The sequence below is a fragment of the Glutamicibacter sp. 2E12 genome, from assembly GCF_050030965.1.
Classification (GTDB): Bacteria; Actinomycetota; Actinomycetes; order Actinomycetales; family Micrococcaceae; genus Glutamicibacter.
This window is the reverse complement of the sequence record NZ_CP188297.1, coordinates 2,783,300-2,809,591: the sequence shown is the minus strand read 5'-3', so window position 1 is coordinate 2,809,591 and position 26,292 is coordinate 2,783,300. Positions and strand designations below refer to the sequence as shown.

The following is a 26,292-nucleotide window of genomic DNA, read 5'->3' as shown; positions in this document are numbered from 1 at the left end:
GTTACAGCACCTCCGGAGCCAGCGAAACGATCTTCATGAACTTCTTGTCACGAAGCTCGCGGCCCACTGGGCCGAAAATACGAGTACCACGAGGATCGGCAGCGTCACCCTTGAGGATAACTGCAGCGTTCTCGTCGAACTTGATGTAGGAACCGTCTGCACGACGGATTTCCTTCTTGGTGCGAACGACGACTGCCTTTACGACGTCGCCCTTCTTTACGTTGCCGCCAGGAATTGCATCCTTGACGGTAGCGACAATGGTGTCGCCAATGCTTGCGTAGCGACGCTTCGAGCCACCAAGAACACGAATGGTAAGGATTTCCTTAGCACCAGTGTTATCGGCAACCTTAAGTCGCGACTCCTGCTGAATCACTTCTTACTCCTGTCGTCTCGCTGGTTCTCATGAATGAGCCTTGCGGAACGGATATGGTCTCCACGATACGTATCGCTTACCCCCACTGGCGCGGGCGCACCGAATGCTGATCCCAAATGCCGGCAGGGCCGAGGCGTAAAATATCGAGGCTGCACTTGCGCGGCCAAACGGATTTGGACCGCACTGCATTATGTCGAAGGTGGATAGTCCCCGGGCATGATGCGCACAGATTCTTAAGTCTAGCCTAGAGTGGCGCGAATCCGAAATGGTGTGGTAAGAGAAAAGCGAGCGTCGTTCGTCACACCTTGGACACCGCAGATTCGCTGAATTTCGGGGTTTTGGTGCTGCCATCCAGTTGGGCAACTGGTCGCTTGCGGCGGCATCAGGGTGCCATTCGAGGTCGCCCATGCGCCGCCGTGGATGAAAAGCGGCTGAATCGCCAAAAGTGAAATTATTTTTCGGTCAGCCCTGGGCAGCTCCAGCATCCGGCCGTCACCGGCAGGAATCATTGCTCAGCGACGGAATTCGACCGTGGCGCTCACCGCAAGATGATCCGAGCCGTCGATGATGTGAGAAGAAGAGCCCGTGATGGACAGGCCCTTCGCCACGATATGGTCAATGCCGATCAATGGCGGGAAGCTTCGGCCGGCTGGCCAGGTCGCGCGGGGCCAGACTCCATCAGCCTGCGCATACCCGTCCCCCAGGGCACGGAATCCTGGATGGGAGCGAACGGAGTTGAAGTCGCCAGCAAGGATAACGGGATGATCCCGCTGCTGATTCGACCAGTCGATGACTGCTTCCAAGCCCTGGCTCCATCGTTGCGCATCGCCAACCGGCGGATAGACATGGATGCCGGCCACTCGCACGACCCCACCGGGTGCCTGCACATCGGCAACCGGCAAGGAGTACCAACCGGTGTCCGCTGAATCCAGATCGGTGGAGCGTTCCTGCAATGGGTACTTTGAGAAAATCACGGTATCCCGTTCTCCCCCGGCGGGTGCCTCTTGGCTCCGATAGCCAAATCCATCCAGCGCGTCCAGCGCTGCGAGCTGCTGGTGCATTGGTTCGCTGGTTTCAACAAGGACGAGAATCTGCGGATCCGTGTCCCTGATCAGTTCAGCTAGCTGCGCCGGGTTCGCTCCTGCCTTCAAGGCATTGAACGATAGGAGAACCAGCTCGGAGCTGCCGTTTCCGGTCTGGCCAGCGGGAGAGCTCCATTGCACGTTGGGCAGTGCACCGCAGAGCAGGAACACCAGCACGAACCCGCTGATGAGCCATTGCTTGCGCAGTAGCCCGATAACCAGAACCACTGCCGGGAAGAACAACAGATATGGTTGGAATGCCTGAACCTTGGGAATCAATCCTGCACCGGGGAAACCCAGATACGGGAGAATGCCAATAGCTAGGGAAGCAACAAGAAGCGTACCCATAGGCCATCCCAGGGATGGTTTTCGGGCACGCGTCATCGTCATCATCATCCGAGCCTATTCGAAGCAGACGACAATTCCGGCAAGGACACTTCCGCCTAGGTACGATAGCGGCTCGATGCGATTGCGACTGCCCTTGGCTTCTTCATCACTGCTGCGAGGCCCACTGCGCGACGCGCTGGGCGCTCTCTTCCAGCGACAGGTCTTCCACCCTGGACATGATGGACCAGCGCACACCGAAGGGATCCAGAATCGAAGCGAAGCGGTCACCCGAGACGAAGTTGCCCAGTGGTTCTCGGATACTGGAACCGGCAGCCTCGGCCCTGGCCACCACCTCATCTGCGTTTTCGCAGTAGAAACCCAAGGAATAGCAGGCATTCGGCGCAGCTGGCGGGCTGACTAGTCCGTAGGCCGGCGAAGGTTCCCCGATCTGCAAACGGCCATTGCCGAATGCAATTTCTGCATGCACGACAACGCCTCCCATTTCGGTGGAATCTACCACTGTCGCACCGAATACTTCTTCATAGAATCCCAGCGCTGCCCTTGTGTTGGGCACAGTCAAGAATGGCGTCAGACTGGTGAATCCATGAGGGACACCGGCAGTTGTATGCATTCCCGTCACACCTTGCGTGACTTCATCTTGATTTTCCATGTCCCTAGGCTAAGCCTGTGTGGCACGCTGGTTCTTGTAGATATGCGACAACCCGCACGGGTGGTAGAGGCCATGGAATCAGCACCGGATCCGCGAGGCGTTCTCTATCCTGCCCGGCTATCGGCAATCGAGCGATTCTCCCCCGGTCCAGGACTGCAGGAATTGGTCTCCTGGTTTTGGCTGGTGGATTGGAACATCGCGCCCGGACGTACCTCACGGCAACAACTCCTGCCCTTTCCGCAAATGAATCTGGTCATTGAGCCAGAAGGCATTACGCTATCCGGCCCGGCCAGCGGCGCTTCGCACCGCGACCTGTCCGGGAGCAGTTGGGCAGTCTCCGCCTTGTTGCGCCCAGCGGCTGCGCAGGCTCTCAATGTGTCCCCCGCAGAGTTGCTGGACCAGGAAATCCAGTTCAGCGCACCTGGGCTGCTGGCCTCGATAACAAGGATGAAGACTCAACCAGGCCACGGGAACTCCGGTTCGGCCTGTGCCGAGCTCTTCGATTCGTGGCTCACCGCTCACCTTCCAGCAGCCACAAGTTCTGGCCTCCAAGCTAATAAGCTGCTCGACACCGTCGCAGCGGAGCGCGGAATCGTAAGGGTCTCCCAACTGGCCCATCGCTTGTCGCTCAGTACACGCAGTCTGCAACGGATTTCGGAAAGGTATTTGGGACTGGCTCCGCTGGCGGTGATTCGGCGGTACCGTTTGCAAGAGGCTGCTCATCGGCTGCGCGCAGACACTGCAGTTTCTATCGCTGGCATCGCAGCGGAAATGGGGTATGCGGATCAAGCCCATCTAGCGGCAGACTTCCGCAAAGTCTTGGGCTACTCCCCTGTTACCTATCGAAAGGGCAGAGCCTAGTCTGGCAGTACTGCCGCCACGGCACTGATTTCAACCAGCGCACCTGGCACACCGAGCTTCGCGACGAAGGCTGCAGACACCAGGGGTGGTTCAGTGGCTGCCAACTGTTCACCTATGGCTCCATAGACGCTGTTGACGTCGGTTCCTTCCACCAGCAGCACGTTCCACTGCACTACATCCTGGAATCCCGCGCTGGCCGCCGCCAGTGCGAGCTTGGAGTTTCCCAGTGCCTTGGTCGCCTGCGTTGCGGCATCCCCGGCTCCGATCAGCTGCCCTGTGCCGTCTACGGCGTTCTGCCCGCCAACATAGATAGTCGTGGCACCCGGCGGGACGATGGCTACGTGGCTGAAAGCTGGAGAGTTGACAAGGCCAGCGGGACGCAGTTTCCTGATCTGTTCCATAGTCCAGTGTGGCATTTTATTCACTGCTTTTTAAGACAGAAATGCCCCGAACTCTTCTTGCGAAGTGTTCGGGGCATTCTCCAATCACGAGATCCGTGAAATCGGAGCGAAAGCTTACTTAGCCTTCTCCACGATCTCAACGAGACGCCAGCGCTTGTCAGCAGACAGCGGGCGGGTCTCAGCGATGACAACCAAGTCGCCGATGCCGGCGTCGTTGTTCTCGTCGTGAGCCTTCACGTTCTTGTTGCGACGCATGACCTTGCCGTAAAGGGCGTGCTTAACACGGTCCTCAACGTCTACGACGATGGTCTTCTGCATCTTGTCAGATACCACGTAACCACGGAGGGTCTTGCGGTCGTTACGCTCGGTAGCGTTATCCACACCGTTCTCCTTCTCGCTCATTACTTGGAATCCTTCTTGGTTTCTTCAACCGGAACAACGACATCCTGACGAATGCCCAGCTCGCGCTCGCGCAGCACAGTGTAAATGCGTGCAATATCGCGCTTGATGGTCTTCAGGTTCCCGTGGGAATCCAGCTGGCCGGTAGCCGACTGGAAACGCAGGTTGAACAGTTCTGCCTTGGCCTTCTTCAATTCCTCGTTCAAACGAGCGGTATCGAAGCCGTCCAGGGACTCAATGCTAAGGTCTTTCGAGCCGATAGACATCCCTATTCACCACCTTCACGACGCACGATGCGTGCCTTCATTGGCAGCTTGTGGATTGCAAGACGCAATGCCTCTTTAGCTACCTCTTCACTGACGCCACCGAGTTCAAACATGACTCGTCCTGGCTTTACGTTGGCGACCCACCACTCCGGCGAACCCTTACCGGAACCCATGCGGGTTTCGGCAGGCTTCTTGGTAAGCGGACGGTCTGGGTAGATGTTGATCCAGACCTTACCGCCACGCTTGATGTAACGGGTCATGGCGATACGAGCGGCTTCGATCTGACGGTTAGTCACGTAAGCCGGGGTCAACGCCTGGATGCCGTACTCACCGAAAGCAACGGTGGTACCGCCCTTGGCAGCACCCGAACGCTTTGGGTGGTGCTGCTTGCGGAACTTCACACGACGTGGGATAAGCATTTAAGCCTGTCCTCCTTCCGCAGCCGGAGCTGCAGCGCCCTTGCGATCGTTACGACGACGGCGTTCGCCGCCACGTGGACGGTCGTTGCCGCCACCGCGGCCGCCACGAGCTGGAGCAGCAGCTTGCTGTGCAGCCAGTTCCTTGGCGGTTACGTCACCCTTGTAGATCCAGACCTTCACGCCGATACGGCCGAAGGTGGTCTTGGCTTCGAACTTGCCGAAGTCGATGTTCGCGCGCAGGGTGTGCAGTGGCACACGGCCTTCGCGGTAGAACTCCTTGCGGGACATTTCTGCGCCGCCAAGTCGACCGGAGCACTGAACGCGGATGCCCTTGGCACCAGCGCGCATTGCCGACTGCATTGCCTTCTTCATCGCACGGCGGAAAGCCACGCGGGAAGCAAGCTGCTCGGCGATGCCCTGGGCGACCAGCATGGCCTCCATGTCAGGGTTCTTGACCTCGAGGATGTTCAGCTGAACCTGCTTCTTGGTGAGCTTTTCCAGCTCGCCACGAATACGGTCAGCTTCTGCACCGCGACGACCAATGACGATACCTGGACGTGCAGTGTGGATATCCACACGTACGCGGTCACGGGTACGCTCGATCTCGACGCGGGCGATGCCAGCGCGATCCATGCCGTTAGACAGCAGGGCGCGGATCTGGACATCTTCCTTCACGTAGTCAGCGTAACGCTGGCCTGGCTTGCTGGAATCAGCGAACCAGTGGGAAACGTGATCGGTGGTGATGCCGAGACGGAAACCGTTCGGGTTAATCTTCTGTCCCATTTAGTTCTCCCCACCCTTCTGCGTGGTTGAAACAACCACAGTCACGTGGCTGGTGCGCTTCTTGATCTGGAATGCGCGACCCTGTGCACGCGGCTGGAACCGCTTCATGGTCGGACCTTCGTCAACAAACGCTTCGCTGATAAACAGCTCGTCCTCATTGAATGCTTCACCTGCGCGGTCCGCGGCGGCACGGGCGTTAGCCACTGCCGATGCGACAACCTTGTATACCGGCTCCGAAGCTGCCTGTGGGGCAAACTTCAAGATGGCCAGTGCTTCGTTGGTCTGCAGACCACGAACAAGGTTGACGACGCGCCGGGCCTTCATAGGCGTTACGCGGATGTGACGCGCAATTGCCTTGGCTTCCATTGCTATCCTTCTCTCGTCTATCGAAGAAGTGCTAAGCGATACTAGTACCCTTGCGGGGCCTAGCGGCGCTTGCCCTTCTTGTCGTCCTTCACGTGGCCACGGAACGTACGGGTTGGGGCAAACTCTCCGAGCTTGTGTCCAACCATCGATTCGGTTACGAACACAGGAATGTGCTTGCGACCGTCGTGTACGGCGATGGTGTGTCCCAGCATGTCCGGGATGATCATCGAACGGCGGGACCACGTCTTGATGACGTTCTTGGTGCCCTTATCGTTTTCAGCAACGACCTTTAGGAACAGGTGCTGATCGACGAAGGGGCCTTTCTTCAGGCTGCGTGGCATGTTTCCAGGCTCCTATCGCTTGTTCTTGCCGGTCTTGCGGCGACGCACAATGAGCTTGTCGCTTTCCTTGTTTGGACGACGGGTGCGTCCCTCACGCTTACCGTTAGGGTTGACCGGGTGACGACCACCGGAGGTCTTGCCCTCACCGCCACCATGTGGGTGGTCAACTGGGTTCATGACAACACCGCGAACGGTTGGGCGTACGCCCTTCCAGCGCATACGGCCGGCCTTGCCCCAGTTGATGTTGATCTGCTCAGCGTTGCCAACTTCGCCGATGGTTGCGCGGCAGCGCACATCAACGTTGCGGATTTCACCCGAAGGCAAACGCAGCTGGGCGTAGCGGCCCTCACGGGCTACCAGCTGGATCGATGCACCAGCGGAACGAGCCATCTTAGCGCCGCCGCCTGGGCGAAGCTCAACAGCGTGAATCACGGTACCAACCGGGATGTTACGCAGTGGCAGGTTGTTGCCTGGCTTGATGTCGGCGCTTGCGCCGGCCTCAATTGGGTCACCCTGCTTGAGGTTGTTCGGTGCGATGATGTAGCGCTTGGTGCCGTCCACGTAGTGGAGCAGTGCGATACGAGCGGTACGGTTCGGGTCGTACTCGATGTGAGCGACCTTTGCCGGAACGCCGTCCTTGTCGTGACGACGGAAGTCGATAACACGGTAGGCGCGCTTGTGTCCGCCACCCTTGTGACGGGTGGTGATCTTACCGGTGTTGTTACGGCCGCCTGACTTGGTCAGGGGACGAACCAACGACTTTTCCGGAGTCGATCGGGTGATTTCTGCGAAGTCGGCTACCGACGAGCCGCGAAGGCCCGGGGTAGTCGGCTTGTACTTACGAATTCCCATTATTAATATTCCTCGTTAAAGTGGTCTCCGCTTAGGAAAGCGGACCGCCGAAGATGTCAATCGAGCCGTCCTTCAAGGTGATGATGGCGCGCTTGGTGCTCTTGCGCGATCCCCACCCGAAGCGGGTGCGCTTGCGCTTACCAGCTCGGTTGATGGTGTTTACGGAGTCAACCTTGACGTTGAAGATCGCTTCAACGGCGTACTTGATTTCCGACTTGTTGGAGCTTGGTGCCACCTCGAAGGTGTACTGACCTTGATCGATCAGACCGTAGCTCTTTTCCGATACGACAGGTGCGATGACCACGTCGTGTGGAGCCTTTGAGAACGCGCTCACTTGGCTTCCTCCTTCTGGACCAGGGCATCGAAGGCAGCCTTGGTGAAGACTACGTCATCCGAAACCAGAACATCGTAGGTGTTCAGCTGGTCGACGTACAGAACGTGCACATTGACGAGGTTGCGAACCGAAAGGGCTGCAACATCGTTGGCGCGATCGATGACGACAAGCAGGTTCTTGCGCTCGGTGAGCGAACGCAAGGTAGCCAGAGCATCCTTGGTCGAAGGCGTTTCGCCAGCAACCAAGTTCTCAATCACGTGAACGCGATCGAAGCGTGCGCGATCAGACAGGGCGCCGCGCAGTGCAGCAGCCTTCATCTTCTTCGGGGTACGCTGCGAGTAATCACGTGGGGTTGGACCGTGGACAATGCCACCGCCGGTCATGTGCGGAGCACGGATCGAACCCTGACGGGCGCGGCCGGTACCCTTCTGCTTGAACGGCTTGCGACCTGCACCCGAAACCTCGGAGCGGTCCTTGGTCTTGTGGGTACCCTGGCGGGCAGCAGCAAGCTGTGCAACGACAACCTGGTGCAGCAGCGGGACGTTGGTCTGTACGTCGAAGATCTCTGCAGGCAGTTCGACGTTAAGTGCCTTAGTCATTTACTTATGCTCCCTTCACGGCGTTGCGTACGAGAACGACGCGGCCGCGGGCGCCTGGAACGGCACCCTTGATCAGCAGGAGGTTCTTCTCAGCGTCGATAGCGTGAATGGTCAGGTTCTGAGTGGTAACACGCTCAGCACCCATGCGACCAGCCATCTTCTGTCCACGGAAAACGCGACCTGGGGTCGATGCGCCGCCGATGGAACCTGGCTTACGGTGGTTCTTGTGAGCACCGTGCGATGCGCCAACACCGTGGAAGTTGTGACGCTTCATAACGCCGGCGAAGCCCTTACCCTTCGAGGTGCCTACGACGTCGACCTTCTGGCCGGCTTCGAAGACCTCTACGGAAAGTTCCTGGCCTGCGGTGTACTCGGCAGCGTCTGCAGTGCGCAGTTCTACCAAGTGGCGACGTGGGGTGACGCCAGCAGCCTCGAAGTGACCAGCCAGTGGCTTGGTGACCTTGCGAGGATCGATCTGGCCGTAGCCGATCTGAACTGCGGTGTAGCCATCGCGCTCTTCGTTGATGAGCTTGGTGACAACGTTGCTATCAGCCTGCACGACGGTGACAGGGATCAGGTTGTTGTTCGAATCCCAAACCTGGGTCATGCCGAGCTTCGTGCCCAGCAGGCCCTTGAAATTACGGGTTGCGGTCATAGTTTTCTCGCCACCTCCCCTTAAAGCTTGATTTCGATGTTGACATCCGCTGGCAGGTCGAGACGCATCAGCGAATCAACAGCCTTCGGGGTCGGATCAACGATGTCGATCAGACGCTTGTGCGTGCGCATTTCGAAGTGCTCACGGCTGTCCTTGTACTTGTGTGGCGAACGGATAACGCAGTACACGTTCTTCTCCGTTGGCAGCGGCACTGGGCCGACTACGGTTGCGCCTGCGCGCGTGACCGTCTCAACGATCTTCCGGGCCGAAACGTCAATGACCTCGTGGTCATACGACTTCAGCCGGATGCGGATTTTCTGTCCCGCCATGGCGTCATGCCTCTTTCTGTTAGCACTATCTAAAGTTTCTGTGCCTATATACGGGTCCTTGCAGACCGGCACGCCTTGCTCTGCGGCTGAATCCGGATCAGATCCGGGTTCCTCACCCGCAGGAGGCTCCGACCCCCGCGTTCGGGCGTGTCGTGAAATTTTCAGTCACAACACTCCCACAAAGTTTTCACTTTATCGAAGGGCCTTATAGTTTGAAGCAGTCGTATCGATCCCGAACCCCAGGCATTATCCTGCGTGAGAGTCGATCCCGGTCGTTCAAACCAGACCGGTTACCCCATAAATGGGGACCGGGTTGCATTGAAGCAACTTATCTAGTCTGACAGGTCGGCAACGATCGCGCAAATCTTTTATGCCTATCCGCGCCCGTGATCTTGCCCTCACACCTGGCGCGGCCCGTCCTGCCCGGACGGCTCCTGCCCCGCGGGGATCGGTGGATCAACAGGGTTTTGCGGCCTCACCGGCAGCGAATTCTGCTTGTCGACCTTCACCAGCTTGAAGACCGCGGCCGCAATCAGCCCCAAGCCAATGACCACCAGCCAGAGGAATGCCAAATCGCGCAGGAACCACAAGACTGCCAAGGTGATAGCCGCCGCACCCCACCAAATGAACAGCCGCTCCCCCAGCTTCAAGCCCCAGGCCACCAATCCACCGAAGAAGACCAGGCCGATCGCCTGCGCAACACCATTGGATTGGACCAGTGCGGCGAGCAAGGCCAGGCTGCCGGCCACCGAGGCGGCCAGCAGGTATGTCCTCTCCAATCGCGCGTTGGCCCTGATGTTGCGCCACGCGACCAGCACTACTGCAACAATGCAGGCGTAGGCCGCCAGGTTGCTGGCCCGCGGTGTGCCAAGGATCTGGGCATAGCTGCCCAGCGCCAGCAGCGCTCCCACGAGGATGAAGCCGTCCACCGCGTAGGGCACCAGCCGCCGCGGAAGTTCAAAGAGCCGCACCAGCACCGTAACGCCGAAGACCAGCAGCGCTCCGCCGGCCACCTGCCAAATCGCACCGCCATCCAGATGGGCGATGCCACCGGCCAGCAACAGGGCCAGGAGCATTGCCGCGAAGTACAAGCGCGAGGCGCTGCCGGGCGGATCGGCATGGAGGTAGCCGAATTCCGGATAGCCGGGATTTGGGTCCTTCATTCGCCCGTGGAAGATTGCGAGCAGGTACAGCGCGAGGCCCGCGCCAACCAGCGCCCATGCGGCATCCATCGGTGCTAGCACCACTGCCCCACCGGCTTGCCGCACCTCGAAGACTGCACGCAGGATAGCGACGCACAGCATGATGGCGGCTCCGGCCGCGTACCAGGCGCTCTTTCGCGTGTGCACCAGCAGGATGAAGCCGAGGGCCAGCAGCAGGTGCGCACCCACTGCCCACCACGACCCCGCCTGCCACGCGGCGGCCCACGCCGCCGGAAGGAAGATGGCCAGGCCCAGGGCTATCGAGTACGACTTGTTGGCGCGCAACCGCCATTCAAGCACGAGTGCCGCCAGGCTCAGGGCCAGCAGCATGGCGCAAGCAACCTGGGAACTCCACCACGTAGAGCGGACCCATCCGGTCGCATCTTCCATGGCCAGTGCCGGAATGCTGATCAGCAGGATCAGTGCCAGGATCGGGGCAAATAGATAGAGCTGTCGCTTGGCCACCGTCAAGCTGGTCTCGGCCTTGAACGCGGCCAGCCCGTGCAGCCCGAAAAATAAGCAGGCCAAGAGGATCGTTCCCCGATCCATGCCGCCCGCGAACTGCCCGTAGGCCAGCGTCGCCAGTGGAATGCCAGCCAGCAGTCCCACTGCCATCCAGCGCAATTCCCGGCGCAGTGCTTTGCCGTCGCGGATGCTAGCCAGCAAGCGGAGCAGCTGCGGGACGGCTATCGAAACCAGCAGCAGGCAGAACCGGCCGTGGATGTCGAATTCCATGCTGTAGGCAATCCACCACACCATGGAACTGAAGAGCACTTGGGCCAACGCTGCATAGAGGATCTTCCACCGCGTATTTGTGCTGCGGCGCAAGCTCCAGATGAAATAGCCCAAGGTTGCCGCCCCGATGAGGATTGCCAGCGGCCAGATCTCCTTGCCGAAGCTGAGCGCATAAAGCCCCATCAGCAGGCAGGCCGCAACGACATTGATCGGCTGTTCCAGCTCGGGGCGCTGTGCAGGAATATCGCGAAGCCGCCAACCCGAGGCAATGACCAGGCCAACTGCGAGCACAAGGCCAGTGATGAACCACGCCAGCCCGCCGATACCCAGGAACACCACGGTGCTTTCGCTGGCGTAGGAATAGTCGCCAGCGGTTGTCAGCAGGCGCAGGCTGAAGAGCAGCACCACGCCAAGCAAAGCCGAAGCGCCCACCCGTCCCAGCCGGTGCCCCTGCGCCATGCCGGAATCCAGCACGGCACGGCTCGCCAGATTCGCCGCCCACAAGATGAACAGCACGAAGAGCACCGCAATCAACGGGGCTGAGCCGTCAGGATTTCCATAGTCCCCAGCCGTGAGCTCATCAAGCGCAGCACCAAGCACGCCTGCGCCAACCAGGGTAAGGAGCCAGTGCGAATGGAGCGTCATTTCCCTGCGCAGGTTCCGGGCGTTGCGCTGAGCCAGCGAAAGCCCGAGCAGGGCCAGGGCGAATACCACCAGCGGGCGCCAACTGTGGTTCTGCATATCTACCAGCGTCACCAGGGGAAGAACCGCGATGACTCCAACTTCCAGCTTGGCGCTGCGCAGCAAGCCGGGAATGCCCAGCGCCATGAAGATCGGAACCGCGATGTAGCTGAGCACGAAGGCCTCGAAGCCCTGCGCGTAGAGAAACGCGCCGATCACCGAAGCCACCGCTAAGCACCACAGCACCGCACGTTCACTTTGCAGGTGCCTGCGCGCCAATCCCAGCCTCTGCTGGTAGCCGGTGGAGCAGAGCAATACCGCTACGGCTTGGAGCCCGAAGGCGAAGGCGAGCACCAGCCAGCTGCTCGTTGCGGAGAAACCGAGGTAGTTGCAGCCGGCCACGAGCATCGCCATGAAAGCAGCGCGGGCAGCGTAGGTGCGCAGCAGCCGCAGGTTGGGCAACAGCCTGACGCTGAGCAGCAACTGGACGGTGAGCAACGCGAAGATCCAGAACAAATCCCGGCTGGCGAGCATCTCCAAGAGGATCACCGACAACGCAAAGACAAACGCAGGCAGCAGCTGCGCGGTGCCGTGCAGGGCCCGGAAGAAGATTGAGTGGCGGATCCTTTCGCTGCGTACCGCCAAGAGCATCAGCGCAATAGAGAGCACCAGCAGGATCAGCATGTAGTACAGGACGCCACGCTGCATCGCGGCCGCGCCGGCCATGGCGGTGCTGACCAGAATCAGCACGGCAACCCACGCCAGAACACGGGACTTGAACGTCAGTGTTGCGTAGCCCACGGCTAATGTGCCGATGGCTGAGAAAACCAGCCAGGTCGCCGGGCCGGATATGTTCACCGTGCTGTAGGTAGCGATGGCGCACAGCGGCAACAAAGCCAGCCCGGTGCCGGCAAAGGCGGCTCCTGCCGGACGCAAGGACGGTTTCACTGCGAAGGTGACCAGGCCTCCGCCGTAGAAAGCGGCAGACAGCAGGAATAAGGCGATGAGCTTTGACAGTGGCGGAAGCGCGAAGCTCAGGAAGAGTGCGCCGGCGGCAACGATCATCAGGGCCGCGACGTACAGCGTGATGTTGATGTTGCGCAGTTCGCGCTCGCGTTTGGTGAGCACCTTGATTGGCTTAACCGGTGCAGCAGGCTGGAGGGTGGCCGTGGGGAGCGGCGCGCGGTACGCGGGGGCAGCACCGGCCGCCGCTGGCTGGAGGTATGGCTGGCTGGAAGGTGCCATCGATGCGGCCGGCGCTGCATCTTTGCGGCTTGCAGGCTGCGCTTCGAGCGGCTGTGCGGGGACCCCCGGCGCTTGGGCAGCAGCCGGTGCCGAGGCACCCGGCGGCCCGGGTTGCCCCAGGTACTTCACTGCCTCGTCGTAGCCTTGCTGCCACGCTTCGCCCAGCGCATCAAGCTGCTGCTGGCTTTGCGATTTATCCCGACTCCCCTGGCGCCGGCCGAGGCCGAAAGCCAACAGAACCAAGATGATAGAAACGATGATCCAGCCCATCATTGATGCCACTCCCCCACTTAGCGAATTGTCGCGCCCTCCAATTAGACCACCTTCTAGATATATTCACTAGCTGGGGCTCGTATTTAACGAAAAAATCCCCCAGCACAAAAGTGCTGGGGGATTCTTTTCAGTTCACTAGGGAACTACCTCATCAAGTAGAGACTACTTGGTGATGGTGGTTACCTTGCCCGAACCAACGGTGCGGCCGCCTTCGCGAATTGCGAAGCCGAGGCCCTCTTCCATGGCGATTGGCTGGATCAGCTCAACCGACATTTCGGTGTTGTCGCCAGGCATAACCATTTCGGTGCCCTCTGGGAGGGTGATAACGCCGGTTACGTCGGTGGTGCGGAAGTAGAACTGCGGACGGTAGTTCGAGTAGAACGGGTTGTGACGTCCGCCTTCGTCCTTCGACAGGATGTAGACGTTAGCTTCGAAGTTGGTGTGTGGGGTGATCGAGCCTGGGGCTACGATAACCTGGCCACGCTCAACATCGTCGCGCTTCAGACCGCGAAGCAGCAGACCACAGTTCTCGCCAGCCCATGCTTCGTCGAGCTGCTTGTGGAACATCTCGATACCGGTAACGGTAGTCTTCTGGATTGGGCGGATGCCAACAATCTCAACTTCCGAGTTGATAGCCAGGGTGCCACGCTCGGCGCGACCGGTAACAACGGTACCGCGGCCGGTGATGGTGAAGACGTCTTCAATTGGCATCAGGAATGGCTTGTCGCGGTCGCGAACTGGGTCTGGAATGAAGCTGTCAGCTGCATCCATCAGTTCCTCGATAGCTGCAACCCACTTTGCGTCGCCTTCCAGAGCCTTCAGGCCCGAAACGCGGATCACTGGAGCGTCATCGCCATCGAAGCCCTGCGAGGACAGAAGTTCGCGAACTTCCATCTCCACGAGCTCGAGCAGCTCTTCGTCATCAACCATGTCCGACTTGTTCAGTGCAACCATCAGGGTTGGAACACCAACCTGGCGGGCCAGCAGAACGTGCTCGCGGGTCTGAGCCATCGGGCCATCGGTAGCGGCAACAACGAGGATTGCGCCGTCCATCTGAGCAGCACCGGTGATCATGTTCTTGACATAGTCAGCGTGACCTGGAGCGTCTACGTGTGCGTAGTGGCGCTTCTCGGTCTGGTACTCGATGTGCGAGATGTTGATGGTAATACCGCGCTGGCGCTCTTCCGGTGCCGAGTCGATGTTAGCGAAGTCGCGCTGTTCGTTCAGGTCTGGGTACTTGTCAGCCAGAACCTTGGAGATTGCCGCGGTCAGAGTGGTCTTACCGTGGTCAACGTGACCGATGGTACCAATGTTGACGTGCGGCTTGTTGCGCTCGAACTTTGCCTTTGCCACAAGTTCCTCCTAGAAACATTTACAGAAGACATTCTTCGTCTGCGCGGTTCGCAAACGAACTAGAAATAGTCTACTGGGGGCTTGGATAATTTAGGAAATTCCGGTCCTCTGCGGGGCCTGCATTGTGATGCAAATCCCTCGTTGGCCGTTTGCGGTGCCGGCTCCGTTTTTCAACGGAACCGGCCCGCGATCGGCCACTTCCCCGCTAAGGGGGTCACGGCCAGGTTTTTATACCGAGACGATTACTCGCCGCGGGACTTCTGGATGATCTCGTCGGCAACTGCCTTCGGGACCTCAGAGTAGCTGTCGAAGGTCATCGAGTAAACTGCGCGACCCTGGGTCTTCGAACGCAGGTCACCAATGTAACCGAACATTTCCGACAGTGGCACACCAGCGCGGATGACCTTGACGCCAGCAGCGTCGGACATCTCGCTGATCGAACCACGACGGGAGTTCAGGTCGCCGATAACGTCGCCCATGTACTCTTCCGGGGTACGGACTTCAACAGCCATCAGCGGTTCAAGCAAAACAGGGTTAGCGCGGCGTGCGCCTTCCTTGAATACCTGCGAACCAGCGATCTTGAAGGCCATTTCCGAGGAGTCGACATCGTGGTAAGCACCATCGATGAGGGTAGCCTTGACACCGACCAGTGGGTAGCCTGCGAGGATACCGTACTGCATTGCGTCCTGGATACCAGCGTCAACGGATGGGATGTACTCACGAGGAACACGACCACCGGTCACGGCGTTCTTGAACTCGTAGGTGACGCCGTCAACAACTTCCAGAGGCTCGAACGAGACCTGGACCTTTGCGAACTGACCCGAACCACCGGTCTGCTTCTTGTGGGTGAAGTCAACCTTCTCCACAGCCTTCTTGATGGTTTCGCGGTATGCAACCTGTGGCTTGCCAACGTTTGCTTCCACACGGAATTCGCGCTTCATGCGGTCAACCAGAATGTCCAGGTGAAGCTCACCCATACCGCCAATGACGGTCTGGCCGGTGTCTTCATTCAGGGACACGGTGAAGGTTGGATCTTCCGCCGACAGCTTCTGGATAGCGGTCGACAGCTTTTCCTGGTCACCCTTGGTCTTTGGTTCGATGGCCACAGAGATCACTGGATCCGGGAAGCTCATCGATTCGAGAACGATTGGGTGGGCTGGATCACATAGGGTGTCACCGGTGGTGGTGGCCTTCAGGCCGATCACAGCGTAGATGTGACCTGCGTGGATCTCGTCTACCGGATTCTCCTTGTTGGAGTGCATCTGGAAGAGCTTGCCTACGCGTTCCTTCTTGCCCTTGGTGGAGTTCAGCAGCTGTGCGCCGGACTCTGCCTTGCCGGAGTAAACGCGGATGAAGTTCAACTGGCCGAAGAACGGGTGAGCGGCGATCTTGAACGCAAGTGCCGAGAACGGTGCGTCCTCCGAAGGCTCGCGGGTCAGCTCAACTTCTTCGTCCTTCGGATCGTGACCGATGGTGGCGCCAACGTCCAGTGGGTTCGGCAGGAAGTCGATGACTGCATCCAGCATTGGCTGAACGCCGCGGTTCTTGAAGGCCGAACCACAGAATACTGGGTAAGCTTCCGAGTTCACGGTCAGCTTGCGGATGCCAGCCTTGAGTTCCTCAAGGGAGATTTCTTCACCTTCGAGGTACTTCTCCATGAGCTCTTCGGATGCCTCAGCGACATCTTCAACCAGCTTGGCGCGGTACTCTTCAGCACGCTCAACCAAGTCGGCAGGGATTTCGCGGGTTTCGTAAGCAGCGCCCATGGTGACGTCACCCTTGGAGTCGCCTTCCCAAACGAATGCCTTCATGGACAGCAGGTCAACGACACCGGTGAACTCGGACTCGGAGCCGATTGGCAGCTGCATAACCAGCGGCTTGGCACCAAGGCGCTGGATGATGGTATCTACGGTGAAGTAGAAGTCAGCGCCCAGCTTGTCCATCTTGTTGACGAAGCAGATACGTGGAACGTCGTACTTGTCAGCCTGGCGCCAAACGGTCTCGGACTGAGGCTCAACGCCTTCCTTGCCATCGAAGACGGCAACGGCGCCATCGAGCACGCGCAGCGAGCGCTCCACCTCAACGGTGAAGTCAACGTGGCCCGGGGTGTCGATGATGTTGATCTGGTTCTTGTTCCAGAAGCAGGTAACAGCAGCGGAGGTAATGGTGATACCGCGCTCTTTTTCCTGTTCCATCCAGTCGGTGGTCGAAGCACCGTCGTGGGTTTCACCGAGCTTGTGGTTCACACCCGTGTAGAAAAGGATGCGCTCAGTAGTAGTGGTCTTACCGGCATCGATGTGAGCCATGATGCCGATATTGCGGACCTTGTTAAGGTCAGTAAGCACGTCCTGTGCCACGTTGTCTCCCTATAAGGTGAGGCCGGAATTGCTGGGCATCGGTTGATGCCCAGCTTTTCCGAGCGGTTCTTACCAGCGGTAGTGTGCGAAGGCCTTGTTGGACTCGGCCATCTTGTGAGTGTCTTCGCGACGCTTCACAGCGGCACCCAGACCGTTCGATGCGTCCAGGATCTCGTTCATCAAACGCTCGATCATGGTCTTCTCGCGGCGAGCCTTCGAGTAGCCAACCAGCCAGCGCAGAGCCAGTGCGGTTGCACGGCCTGGCTTGACCTCAACAGGAACCTGGTAGGTAGCGCCACCGACGCGGCGGGAACGAACCTCGAGGGCTGGACGGATGTTGTCCATAGCCTTCTTGAGGGTCGAAACAGCGTCGGCGCCGGACTTTGCTGCGGCACCTTCGAGTGCACCGTAAACAATGCGCTCTGCAGTGGACTTCTTGCCGTCTACGAGAACCTTGTTGATCAGCTGGGTGACCAATGGGGATTCGAAGACTGGATCAGAAACTAGTGGGCGCTTTGGCGCCGGACCCTTACGAGGCATTACTTACCATCCTTCTTTGCACCGTAGCGGGAACGAGCCTGCTTACGATCCTTCACACCCTGGGTATCCAGAGCACCACGAACAATCTTGTAGCGAACACCTGGAAGGTCCTTTACACGACCACCGCGAACGAGCACGATGGAGTGTTCCTGCAGGTTGTGTCCGACACCTGGAATGTAAGCGGTCACTTCGACGCCACCGGCAAGGCGCACACGTGCGACCTTACGCAGAGCCGAGTTTGGCTTCTTCGGGGTGGTGGTGTACACACGGGTGCACACGCCACGGCGCATTGGGTTGCCCTTAAGGGCAGGGGCCTTGGTCTTGACGACCTTAGGCGAGCGGCCCTTGCGGACCAGCTGCTGAATAGTAGGCACTTTCGTGTCCTTCCATTGTCTAAGTTCTTCGGCAACACGACGAAAACGCCTAAGCCTAGAAAAGTTTTAGCGCTTCGCAATGTAGCTAGCTGCTTGCTTTACCGCGCACTCAGAATCAAAAGTCCCTAGGCGTGCGAAAGTGTGGCATTCGTTGCGCAACCTACCCGCAACCCGGACGGAGTCCATTTTGCCACACATAAAACAATTGACCTCAGTCTAGCATTAATCCACCGAGCCACCATGTACAGTAAGCTATCTCACCGACCAGGCCACTCTTGGCCCCCGCCGCCATCGAGACGGTTTGGGTAGTGACTACGATATCGACCCCAGCTGAACGCCACGGGACCGCCAGATGAAAACCACCCGAATCCGCGGATGTCCGCTGCCGGCTTGCCAGCGGATCCGCATCAAGGCGAATACTAGTTCCTAAATCTCCCAGTGGATTCATCGACTACTATTTCCACCCCGTGTTGCGCGCAGGCCCCGGAACGCAGACCACTGGGAACTGTGGCGGTTAAACGCCCAATGCCTGCCCGCACAGTGTGCGGGCAGGCATTGGGTCAAACTACCTTACGGTGACAGTGCTCCCGGTTTAGCGGAAGTCCGAGCCGTGGTCGTAGTCGTCCATCGAGATGGCACGGAATTCAGGCGACAGCCCGCCTTCCAGCGCATCGTCGTACAGGCCCGAAGAGAAGGCCGAGGTGCCGGTGAACAAAGTTGCCTTTGCTTCATCGGTTGGCTCGACGTTGACCTGGGTGTAGCGATCCAGACCGGTACCGGCCGGGATCAGCTTACCGATGATCACGTTTTCCTTCAGACCGCGCAGTGGATCTTCCTTGCCTTCCATCGCAGCCTGGGTCAGGACGCGAGTGGTTTCCTGGAAGGAAGCAGCCGACAGCCACGAATCGGTGGCCAGCGATGCCTTGGTGATGCCCATCAGCTCGTCACGGCCGGCAGCTGGACGCTGGCCTTCCGAAACGGCCTTGCGGTTCGCCGCGGTGAAGCGCGAACGATCGGCCAACTCGCCTGGCAGCAAGTCGGTCTCGCCGGACTCGATGACGGTGACGCGGCGCAGCATCTGGCGGACGATGACTTCCACGTGCTTATCGTGGATGCCTACACCCTGGGACTGGTACACATCCTGGACCTCGCGGACCAGGAACTTCTGTGCCTCACGTGGGCCGAGGACTCGAAGAACCTGCTTCGGATCCAAGGTACCGCTGGTGAGCTGGGTGCCGGCAACGATGCTTTCGCCCTCTTCAACCAACAGGCGAGCACGGCGCAGAACCGGGTAGGCCTGCTTCTCGTCGCCGTTGTCTGGAGTAACTACAACACGCAGCTGCTTCTCGTCGTCTTCAATCGACACGCGACCGGCAACCTCGGACATCGGAGCCACACCCTTAGGGGTACGGGCTTCGAACAGTTCCTGGATACGAGGCAGACCCTGGGTGATATCGTCAGCAGACGCTACACCACCGGTGTGGAAGGTACGCATGGTCAGCTGGGTACCAGGCTCGCCGATGGACTGCGCGGCGATAATGCCAACAGCCTCGCCGATGTCCACGGTCTTGCCGCTGGCCAGCGAACGCCCGTAGCACAGAGCACAGGTTCCAACAGCCGAGTCGCAGGTCAGCACGGAGCGAACGCGGATTTCATCCACGCCTGCAGCGTACAGCTCGTCGATCAGCACGTCGCCGACATCCGAACCGGCGGTAGCCAGCACGGTGCCTTCAGCGTTCTTGACGTCGGTAGCCAGCGTACGGGTGTATGCCGAGTTCTCCACGGTCTCGTGCTTGACGCGGATGCCGGCAGAGTTATCTGCAATGGCAACGGTCAAGCCGCGCTTGGTGCCGCAGTCCTCTTCGCGAACGATAACATCCTGCGAAACGTCCACCAGACGACGGGTCAGGTAACCCGAGTTAGCGGTCTTCAGCGCGGTATCCGCCAGGCCCTTACGGGCACCGTGGGTCGCGATGAAGTACTCCAGAACCGACAGGCCTTCACGGTAGGAAGACTTGATCGGGCGAGGAATAATTTCACCCTTAGGGTTGGACACCAGACCACGGATACCCGCGATCTGACGCAATTGCAGGTAGTTACCACGAGCCTTGGAAGTCACCATTCGGTTAATGGTGTTCAGCTCTTCCATGCCGTTCTTCATCGCCTCGGCAACCTCGTCGGTAGCCTTGGTCCAGATGTCGATCAGGTCCTGGCGGCGCTCGGTATCTGCAATCAGGCCCTTGTCGTAGGAAGCCTGGACCTTGGCGGCCTTCACCTCGTAAGGAGCCAAGATGGCTGCCTTATCCATGTTCGAGGTAATGTCCGAGATCGCCACGGTGACACCCGAGCGGGTCGACCAGTAGAAACCGGCGTCCTTCAGGTTATCCAGGGTAGCTGCGGCAATGATCTTCGGGTAGCGCTCTGCCAGATCGTTGACGATCTCCGAGAGCGCATCCTTGCCCGCTACGGTGGCTACCCATGGGTAGTCCGCAGGCAGGGTGTCGTTGAACAGCACCTGGCCAAGCGAGGTATCCAGCAATGCCGGGGTACCTGGCTCCCAGCCCTCAGGGGCTGGCTGGTCTGCGGAAGGAACGAAGTTCTCCACGCGGACCTTGATCGGTGCGTTCAGGTGCAGTTCGCCCAGATCCTTGGCCATGATGGCCTCGGATACGGTAGCGAACACGCGGCCGGCGCCCTTTTCGGTTGCACGCTTGGTGGTCAAGTGGTGCAAGCCGATGATCATATCCTGCGAAGGCTGTGCCACTGGGCGGCCATCGGAAGGCTTCAAGATGTTGTGCGAGGACAGCATCAAGATACGGGCTTCAGCCTGTGCTTCTGGGCTCAGCGGCAGGTGGACTGCCATCTGGTCACCGTCGAAGTCAGCGTTGAACGCGCCGCAAACCAATGGGTGCAGCTGCAGGGCCTTGCCTTCGATCAGCTGTGGTTCGAAGGCCTGGATACCCAAGCGGTGCAGGGTAGGTGCACGGTTGAGCAGTACCGGGTGCTCGGTGATGATCTCTTCGAGAACATCCCAAACCTGCGGGCGGTAACGCTCGACCATGCGCTTAGCCGACTTGATGTTCTGTGCGTGGTTGAGGTCAACCAGGCGCTTCATCACGAAAGGCTTGAACAGCTCCAGGGCCATCTGCTTTGGCAGACCGCACTGGTGCAGCTTCAGCTGCGGGCCGACAACGATGACCGAACGGCCCGAGTAGTCAACGCGCTTGCCCAGCAGGTTCTGGCGGAAACGACCCTGCTTGCCCTTGAGCATGTCGCTCAGGGACTTCAGCGGGCGGTTGCCTGGACCGGTCACCGGACGGCCACGACGGCCGTTATCGAACAGCGAGTCAACAGCTTCCTGCATCATGCGCTTTTCGTTGTTCACGATGATCTCTGGCGCACCGAGATCAAGCAGGCGCTTGAGGCGGTTGTTGCGGTTGATCACGCGGCGGTACAGGTCGTTCAGATCCGAGGTAGCGAAACGGCCACCGTCGAGCTGGACCATCGGGCGCAGTTCTGGCGGGATCACCGGAACGGCGTCAAGGACCATGCCCTTAGGCGAGTTGCCGTTGACAAGGAACGCGTTGACGACCTTCAGGCGCTTGAGCGCACGAGCCTTCTTCTGGCCCTTGCCGTTTTCGATGATGGTCTTCAGCTCTTCAGCTTCAGCCGCCAGATCGAAGTTCTCAAGGCGCTTCTGGATAGCTTCTGCACCCATGGAGCCTTCGAAGAACAGTCCGTACTTCTCACGCATGGTGCGGTACAGGCCTTCGTCGCCTTCGAGGTCGGCGACCTTCAGGTTCTTGAAGCGCTCCCAGACCGCACGCAGGCGCTCGGCTTCGGCCTTGGCGCGCTTGTCGATCTGCAGAACAGTCTTCTCGGCCAAGGTGCGGGCCTTGTTCAGCTCGGCATTCTTGGCGCCGTCAGCTTCCATGCGCTCCAGCTCGGCTTCCAGGTCGGCTGCAACAGCCTTCTTGTCAGCTTCCGAGTTGTTCGCAAGGTTTCGCAGTTCCAGGTCGTGCTGGGCCTGCAGGTTAGGCATTTCGGCGTGGCGGCGTGCTTCGTCGACACCGGTGATCATGTAGGCAGCGAAGTAGATGACCTTTTCGAGGTCCTTCGGAGCCAGATCGAGCAGGTAGCCCAAGCGCGATGGAACGCCCTTGAAGTACCAGATGTGGGTCACAGGAGCTGCCAGCTCGATGTGGCCCATGCGCTCACGGCGTACGTTCGCGCGGGTCACCTCGACGCCGCAACGCTCGCAGATGATGCCCTTGAAGCGCACGCGCTTGTACTTGCCGCAGTAGCATTCCCAGTCGCGGGAAGGGCCGAAGATCTTTTCGCAGAAAAGACCGTCCTTCTCCGGCTTCAGGGTGCGGTAGTTAATGGTTTCCGGCTTCTTGACCTCGCCGTAGCTCCATCCACGGATTTCATCCGCGGTGGCAAGGTTGATTCGCATGAGGCCGAATGAGGAATCGCTGGACATATGGTCCTTTTCTCTCTTCTGTGGTGTCTGAAGTCGATACGAATGAGGGTGGGAATTTGCCGCCGCTGCCTGCAGGTCCTGCAGGCAGGGCGCCAGATTACACTTCCTCTACGGAGTTCGGCTCCGACCGTGAAAGGTCGATGCCCAGCTCTTCAGCGGCGCGGAACGATTCCTCGTCCGACTCACGCATTTCGATAGTGTTGCCGTCGGTACCGAGTACCTCGACGTTCAAGCACAGCGACTGCATTTCCTTGATGAGCACCTTGAACGATTCTGGAACACCAGGCTCTGGAACGTTCTCGCCCTTGACGATAGCTTCGTAGACCTTCACGCGGCCGTGGATATCATCCGACTTGATGGTCAGGATTTCCTGCAGGGTGTAAGCGGCACCGTATGCTTCCAGTGCCCAAACTTCCATCTCGCCGAAGCGCTGGCCACCGAACTGGGCCTTACCGCCCAGTGGCTGCTGGGTGATCATGGAGTATGGACCGGTGGAACGGGCGTGGATCTTGTCGTCCACCAGGTGGTGGAGCTTCAAGATGTACATGTAGCCCACGGAAACCGGATCCGGCAGCGGGTCGCCGGAGCGGCCGTCGAACAGCTTCGCCTTGCCGGAGTTGCCAATCAGGCGCACACCGTCACGGGTCTTGCTGGTCGAATCCAGGATGCCGCGGATTTCCTCTTCGGAAGCGCCATCGAAGACCGGGGTTGCCACGGTGGTGGAACCGGACTCGCGTGGCAGGTTCGGCAGATCGCGGACCCATTCAGGCTCGCCTTCGATCTTCCAGCCCTGCTTGGCAGCCCAACCCAGGTGGATTTCCATAACCTGGCCGACGTTCATACGACCTGGCACACCTAGCGGGTTCAGGATGACATCCAGCGGGGTGCCGTCTTCCAGGAATGGCATGTCTTCCAGCGGCATGATGCGCGAGATGACACCCTTGTTACCGTGGCGACCTGCGAGCTTGTCGCCGATCGAGATCTTGCGCTTCTGGGCAACGTAGACGCGGACCAGCTGATTGACACCAGGGGAAAGGTCATCGTCGTTGTCGCGGTCGAAGATGCGAACACCAATGACGGTGCCGGACTCGCCGTGCGGAACCTTCAGCGAGGTGTCGCGCACTTCGCGCGACTTCTCACCGAAGATGGCACGCAGCAGGCGCTCTTCCGGGGTCAGTTCGGTCTCGCCCTTAGGGGTGACACGGCCTACCAGCACGTCGCCGGCCTCGACCTCGGCACCGATGTAGACGATGCCGCGGTCATCGAGCTGGGAGAGGATGTCTTCCGAGACATTCGGGATGTCGCGGGTGATTTCCTCGGCACCGAGCTTGGTGTCGCGGGCATCGACTTCGTGCTCTTCGATGTGAATCGAGGTGAGTACGTCGTCGAAGATCATGCGCTGGGAGAGGATGATCGCATCCTCGTAGTTGTAGCCTTCCCAGGACATGAATGCCACGAGCAGGTTCTTGCCCAGCGAGAGCTCGCCGGAGTCGGTCGAAGGACCGTCAGCGATGATCGACTGGTATTCCAGGCGGTCGCCTTCGGACACGCGAACGCGCTGGTTGTAGGCGTTGCCCTGGTTCGAGCGGGCGAACTTCATGATCGGGTACATCGACTCGGTGCCGTCATCGTTCATGACGACAACCAGGTCAGCAGATACCTCGGTGACCACGCCTGGCTTGGCGGCGACAACGGAGTCGCCGGCGTCAACCGCGGCGAACTTCTCCATGCCGGTACCCACCAGCGGACGCTCGGACTTCAGCAGCGGCACAGCCTGGCGCTGCATGTTGGCGCCCATCAGTGCGCGGTTGGCATCGTCGTGCTCGAGGAATGGAATCAGCGCGGTTGCCACCGAAACCATCTGGCGCGGCGAAACGTCCATGAAGGTCACTTCAGCGGAATCGACGATGACAGGCTCGCCGCCACCGCCCTTTTCGCGAACCAGAACGGTCTCTTCAACGAAGCGGCCGTTCTCATCCAGAGGCGCGTTGGCCTGTGCGATGTAGTGCTGCAGCTCGTCATCGGCGGTCAGGTAGTCGACCTCGTTGGACACGACGCCATTGGCGACGCGGCGGTACGGGGTTTCGATGAAGCCGAAGGAGTTGATGCGTCCGTAGGTAGCCAACGAACCGATCAGGCCGATGTTCGGGCCTTCCGGGGTTTCAATTGGGCACATGCGTCCGTAGTGGGACGGGTGGACGTCTCGTACTTCCATGCCTGCGCGGTCACGGGACAGGCCGCCCGGGCCCAGAGCCGACAAGCGGCGCTTGTGGGTCAGGCCGGCCAGCGGGTTGTTCTGGTCCATGAACTGCGAAAGCTGCGAGGTTCCGAAGAACTCCTTGATGGCAGCCACAACAGGGCGGATGTTGATCAGGGTCTGCGGGGTGATCGCCTCGACGTCCTGGGTGGTCATGCGCTCGCGCACAACACGCTCCATGCGGGACAGGCCGGTGCGGACCTGGTTCTCGATCAGTTCGCCCACGGCGCGGATGCGGCGGTTGCCGAAGTGGTCGATGTCGTCGACGTTGACAGGAACGTCAACGATCTCGCCCTTGCGGGTGCCCTGAACAGTCTTCTCGCCTGCGTGCAGCGCAACGAGGTAGCGGATCATCGCTACCAGGTCGTCCAGCGAGAGCACCGAAGCGTTCTCGGCGTTGACCGGAGTCTCCACGCCCAGCTTGCGGTTGATCTTGTAGCGGCCAACCTTTGCCAGGTCGTAGCGCTTAGGCTCGAAGTACATGTTCTTCAGCAGTGCCTGGGCGGCCTCAACCGTAGGAGGCTCGCCTGGACGCAGCTTGCGGTAGATGTCCAGCAAGGCTTCGTTCTGATCCTTGATGCTGTCCTTTTCCAAGGTTGCGCGCATCGAATCGTACTGGCCGAACTCGGACAGGATCTGCTCTTCGCTCCAGCCAAGGGCCTTGAGCAAGACGGTGACCGACTGCTTGCGCTTGCGATCAAGGCGTACGCCGATCTGGTCGCGCTTGTCGATTTCCAGCTCGAACCATGCACCACGCGATGGGATGATACGTGCCGAGAAGATCGTCTTGTCACTGGTCTTGTCCGGCGTGGACTCGAAGTACGCACCTGGGGAGCGAACCAGCTGGGACACAACGACACGCTCGGTGCCGTTGATGATGAAGGTGCCCTTTTCGCTCATCAGCGGGAAATCGCCCATGAACACGGTCTGCTGCTTGATTTCGCCGGTTTCATTATTCATGAATTCGGCCTTGACATACAGCGGTGCCGCGTAGGTGGCGTCGCGGTCCTTGCACTCTGCGATCGAGTACTTAGGATCAGCGAACTCCGGATCCGAGAAGCTCAAGGACATGGTGTCCTGGAAGTCCTCGATTGGGGAGATTTCCTCGAAGATTTCTGCCAGGCCCGAGGTGTTGGGCACGCTGAAGTCACCAGCGGCTTCTGCCTTGGCCAGGCGCTCTACCCAGTTCTGGTTGCCGACGAGGCGGTCAAAGCTCTCGGTCTGCAATGCCAGCAGGTTAGGCACTTCAAGGGGTTCGTGAATCTTTGCAAAAGAAAGTCGGCCAGCGTATGCAGCATCGCGAGCCGAACTAGCGGTTTGGTTGTTAGGGTTGCTCGAGGCGACCAAGATGGATCCTTCCAAAGACCGTCAGGTTTCCGAACGCTTACCGTGCTAAGGTTCCTGCCATAGGACAGTTCCTCTTTTTTCGTCCGCACGAACCCACCGCTATATGAAGGCCGCGCGCGCAAACAGCAAGGCGCAAATTTCTACTCTACCGGAGGAAAATCCGGTTGTCGATACTCGGTGCAGAAATTCGTGCTATAGTTTTCGCCCCCACTTTCGCGCGGGCTGCCACTCAGGTTTCCAAGCACCGCGCCAGCGCGCAACCCGGTCGTACCGCGCACCGAAAAGTGCATGCATTTTCCCAACTGATACCCTTGTTTTCGCGGATTCTTGCGAATTGCCAAAGGTCTTGGCCCGCTGAACGCAGTCTCCGGATTCCGGGCATCAGGCA

The 26,292-nt window shown here is 59.4% G+C and carries 23 protein-coding genes; 1 reads left to right on the top strand and 22 read right to left on the bottom strand.

Annotated features, from left to right (window positions below):
- Position 1 precedes the first annotated feature (1 nt).
- From rplN to ACP3TE_RS13150, 3 genes are all read right to left on the bottom strand, one after another.
- The gene (rplN, locus tag ACP3TE_RS13160) at positions 2–373 is read right to left on the bottom strand and encodes a 50S ribosomal protein L14 (protein ID WP_013349674.1); all 372 of its coding nucleotides are present in this window, start codon (positions 371–373) and stop codon (positions 2–4) included.
- Positions 374–885: 512 nt separating this feature from the next.
- Positions 886–1,803: an endonuclease/exonuclease/phosphatase family protein gene (locus tag ACP3TE_RS13155; RefSeq protein WP_166650717.1), complete on the bottom strand. Its 918-nt coding sequence runs from the start codon at positions 1,801–1,803 to the stop codon at positions 886–888.
- A 145-nt stretch (positions 1,804–1,948) separates the two neighbouring features.
- Positions 1,949–2,452, bottom strand: coding sequence for a VOC family protein (locus ACP3TE_RS13150; protein WP_133833627.1), 504 nt, complete (start codon positions 2,450–2,452; stop codon positions 1,949–1,951).
- Between the two features lie 72 nt (positions 2,453–2,524).
- On the opposite strand from ACP3TE_RS13150, the gene ACP3TE_RS13145 reads away from it, so the two are divergent.
- Entirely contained in the window at positions 2,525–3,313 is a 789-nt protein-coding gene (locus ACP3TE_RS13145) for a helix-turn-helix domain-containing protein (protein WP_133833626.1), read from the top strand.
- Here the strand turns inward: ACP3TE_RS13145 and ACP3TE_RS13140 are convergent.
- The 19 genes from ACP3TE_RS13140 to ACP3TE_RS13050 form a co-directional block, all read right to left on the bottom strand.
- Positions 3,310–3,729 carry a RidA family protein gene (locus tag ACP3TE_RS13140; protein ID WP_402695896.1) on the bottom strand — a complete coding sequence of 140 codons (420 nt, stop codon included), beginning with the start codon at positions 3,727–3,729 and terminating at the stop codon, positions 3,310–3,312. The two genes, ACP3TE_RS13145 and ACP3TE_RS13140, sit on opposite strands and share 4 nt — an antisense overlap.
- Before the next feature lie 99 nt (positions 3,730–3,828).
- Positions 3,829–4,116 (bottom strand): 30S ribosomal protein S17, encoded by a 288-nt coding sequence (rpsQ, locus tag ACP3TE_RS13135; RefSeq protein WP_105657660.1) that lies wholly within the window; start codon positions 4,114–4,116, stop codon positions 3,829–3,831.
- Positions 4,116–4,379: a 50S ribosomal protein L29 gene (gene rpmC, locus ACP3TE_RS13130; protein WP_105657661.1), complete on the bottom strand. Its 264-nt coding sequence runs from the start codon at positions 4,377–4,379 to the stop codon at positions 4,116–4,118. Before rpmC ends, rpsQ begins: the two co-directional genes overlap by 1 nt.
- Before the next feature lie 2 nt (positions 4,380–4,381).
- On the bottom strand, positions 4,382–4,798 hold the full coding sequence (gene rplP, locus ACP3TE_RS13125; RefSeq protein ID WP_105657662.1) for a 50S ribosomal protein L16: 417 nt from the start codon (positions 4,796–4,798) through the stop codon (positions 4,382–4,384).
- Entirely contained in the window at positions 4,799–5,581 is a 783-nt protein-coding gene (rpsC, locus tag ACP3TE_RS13120) for a 30S ribosomal protein S3 (RefSeq protein WP_013349682.1), read from the bottom strand.
- The gene (gene rplV, locus ACP3TE_RS13115; protein WP_013349683.1) at positions 5,582–5,947 is read right to left on the bottom strand and encodes a 50S ribosomal protein L22; all 366 of its coding nucleotides are present in this window, start codon (positions 5,945–5,947) and stop codon (positions 5,582–5,584) included. It abuts the gene before it with no gap.
- A gap of 59 nt (positions 5,948–6,006) precedes the next feature.
- On the bottom strand, positions 6,007–6,288 hold the full coding sequence (gene rpsS / locus ACP3TE_RS13110) for a 30S ribosomal protein S19 (RefSeq protein ID WP_013349684.1): 282 nt from the start codon (positions 6,286–6,288) through the stop codon (positions 6,007–6,009).
- A 12-nt stretch (positions 6,289–6,300) separates the two neighbouring features.
- Entirely contained in the window at positions 6,301–7,140 is an 840-nt protein-coding gene (gene rplB / locus ACP3TE_RS13105; protein WP_105657663.1) for a 50S ribosomal protein L2, read from the bottom strand.
- 31 nt (positions 7,141–7,171) lie between these two features.
- The gene (gene rplW / locus ACP3TE_RS13100) at positions 7,172–7,474 is read right to left on the bottom strand and encodes a 50S ribosomal protein L23 (protein ID WP_013349686.1); all 303 of its coding nucleotides are present in this window, start codon (positions 7,472–7,474) and stop codon (positions 7,172–7,174) included.
- On the bottom strand, positions 7,471–8,073 hold the full coding sequence (rplD, locus tag ACP3TE_RS13095) for a 50S ribosomal protein L4 (protein ID WP_105657664.1): 603 nt from the start codon (positions 8,071–8,073) through the stop codon (positions 7,471–7,473). Before rplD ends, rplW begins: the two co-directional genes overlap by 4 nt.
- 4 nt (positions 8,074–8,077) lie before the next feature.
- Positions 8,078–8,728: a 50S ribosomal protein L3 gene (rplC, locus tag ACP3TE_RS13090; protein ID WP_013349688.1), complete on the bottom strand. Its 651-nt coding sequence runs from the start codon at positions 8,726–8,728 to the stop codon at positions 8,078–8,080.
- A 20-nt stretch (positions 8,729–8,748) separates the two neighbouring features.
- Positions 8,749–9,057, bottom strand: coding sequence for a 30S ribosomal protein S10 (rpsJ, locus tag ACP3TE_RS13085; RefSeq protein WP_013349689.1), 309 nt, complete (start codon positions 9,055–9,057; stop codon positions 8,749–8,751).
- A 398-nt stretch (positions 9,058–9,455) separates the two neighbouring features.
- Complete coding sequence (locus tag ACP3TE_RS13080; RefSeq protein WP_133833625.1) at positions 9,456–13,202, bottom strand: hypothetical protein; 3,747 nt, start codon at positions 13,200–13,202, stop codon at positions 9,456–9,458.
- Positions 13,203–13,355: 153 nt separating this feature from the next.
- Positions 13,356–14,546 carry an elongation factor Tu gene (gene tuf / locus ACP3TE_RS13075; RefSeq protein WP_105657666.1) on the bottom strand — a complete coding sequence of 397 codons (1,191 nt, stop codon included), beginning with the start codon at positions 14,544–14,546 and terminating at the stop codon, positions 13,356–13,358.
- Positions 14,547–14,788: 242 nt separating this feature from the next.
- Positions 14,789–16,903 (bottom strand): elongation factor G, encoded by a 2,115-nt coding sequence (gene fusA, locus ACP3TE_RS13070; RefSeq protein WP_133833624.1) that lies wholly within the window; start codon positions 16,901–16,903, stop codon positions 14,789–14,791.
- A gap of 69 nt (positions 16,904–16,972) precedes the next feature.
- The gene (gene rpsG, locus ACP3TE_RS13065; RefSeq protein ID WP_096256908.1) at positions 16,973–17,443 is read right to left on the bottom strand and encodes a 30S ribosomal protein S7; all 471 of its coding nucleotides are present in this window, start codon (positions 17,441–17,443) and stop codon (positions 16,973–16,975) included.
- Positions 17,443–17,817: a 30S ribosomal protein S12 gene (gene rpsL / locus ACP3TE_RS13060; protein ID WP_013349694.1), complete on the bottom strand. Its 375-nt coding sequence runs from the start codon at positions 17,815–17,817 to the stop codon at positions 17,443–17,445. The genes rpsG and rpsL overlap by 1 nt, the downstream gene beginning before the upstream one ends.
- A gap of 592 nt (positions 17,818–18,409) precedes the next feature.
- Entirely contained in the window at positions 18,410–22,300 is a 3,891-nt protein-coding gene (locus ACP3TE_RS13055) for a DNA-directed RNA polymerase subunit beta' (RefSeq protein WP_105657668.1), read from the bottom strand.
- 97 nt (positions 22,301–22,397) lie between these two features.
- Positions 22,398–25,904: a DNA-directed RNA polymerase subunit beta gene (locus ACP3TE_RS13050; protein ID WP_105657689.1), complete on the bottom strand. Its 3,507-nt coding sequence runs from the start codon at positions 25,902–25,904 to the stop codon at positions 22,398–22,400.
- Positions 25,905–26,292: the final 388 nt, after the last annotated feature.

Bases quoted from the DNA above. Each gene is read 5' to 3' on its own strand.
- ACP3TE_RS13155 (WP_166650717.1), bottom strand. From the start codon at position 1,803: ATGGGTACGCTTCTTGTTGCTTCCCTAGCTATTGGCATTCTCCCGTAT.
- ACP3TE_RS13150 (WP_133833627.1), bottom strand. From the start codon at position 2,452: ATGGAAAATCAAGATGAAGTCACGCAAGGTGTGACGGGAATGCATACA.
- ACP3TE_RS13145 (WP_133833626.1), top strand. From the start codon at position 2,525: ATGGAATCAGCACCGGATCCGCGAGGCGTTCTCTATCCTGCCCGGCTA.
- ACP3TE_RS13140 (WP_402695896.1), bottom strand. From the start codon at position 3,729: ATGCCACACTGGACTATGGAACAGATCAGGAAACTGCGTCCCGCTGGC.
- rpsQ (WP_105657660.1), bottom strand. From the start codon at position 4,116: ATGAGCGAGAAGGAGAACGGTGTGGATAACGCTACCGAGCGTAACGAC.
- rpmC (WP_105657661.1), bottom strand. From the start codon at position 4,379: ATGTCTATCGGCTCGAAAGACCTTAGCATTGAGTCCCTGGACGGCTTC.
- rplP (WP_105657662.1), bottom strand. From the start codon at position 4,798: ATGCTTATCCCACGTCGTGTGAAGTTCCGCAAGCAGCACCACCCAAAG.
- rpsC (WP_013349682.1), bottom strand. From the start codon at position 5,581: ATGGGACAGAAGATTAACCCGAACGGTTTCCGTCTCGGCATCACCACC.
- rplV (WP_013349683.1), bottom strand. From the start codon at position 5,947: ATGGAAGCCAAGGCAATTGCGCGTCACATCCGCGTAACGCCTATGAAG.
- rpsS (WP_013349684.1), bottom strand. From the start codon at position 6,288: ATGCCACGCAGCCTGAAGAAAGGCCCCTTCGTCGATCAGCACCTGTTC.
- rplB (WP_105657663.1), bottom strand. From the start codon at position 7,140: ATGGGAATTCGTAAGTACAAGCCGACTACCCCGGGCCTTCGCGGCTCG.
- rplD (WP_105657664.1), bottom strand. From the start codon at position 8,073: ATGACTAAGGCACTTAACGTCGAACTGCCTGCAGAGATCTTCGACGTA.
- rplC (WP_013349688.1), bottom strand. From the start codon at position 8,728: ATGACCGCAACCCGTAATTTCAAGGGCCTGCTGGGCACGAAGCTCGGC.
- rpsJ (WP_013349689.1), bottom strand. From the start codon at position 9,057: ATGGCGGGACAGAAAATCCGCATCCGGCTGAAGTCGTATGACCACGAG.
- rpsG (WP_096256908.1), bottom strand. From the start codon at position 17,443: ATGCCTCGTAAGGGTCCGGCGCCAAAGCGCCCACTAGTTTCTGATCCA.
- ACP3TE_RS13055 (WP_105657668.1), bottom strand. From the start codon at position 22,300: ATGTCCAGCGATTCCTCATTCGGCCTCATGCGAATCAACCTTGCCACC.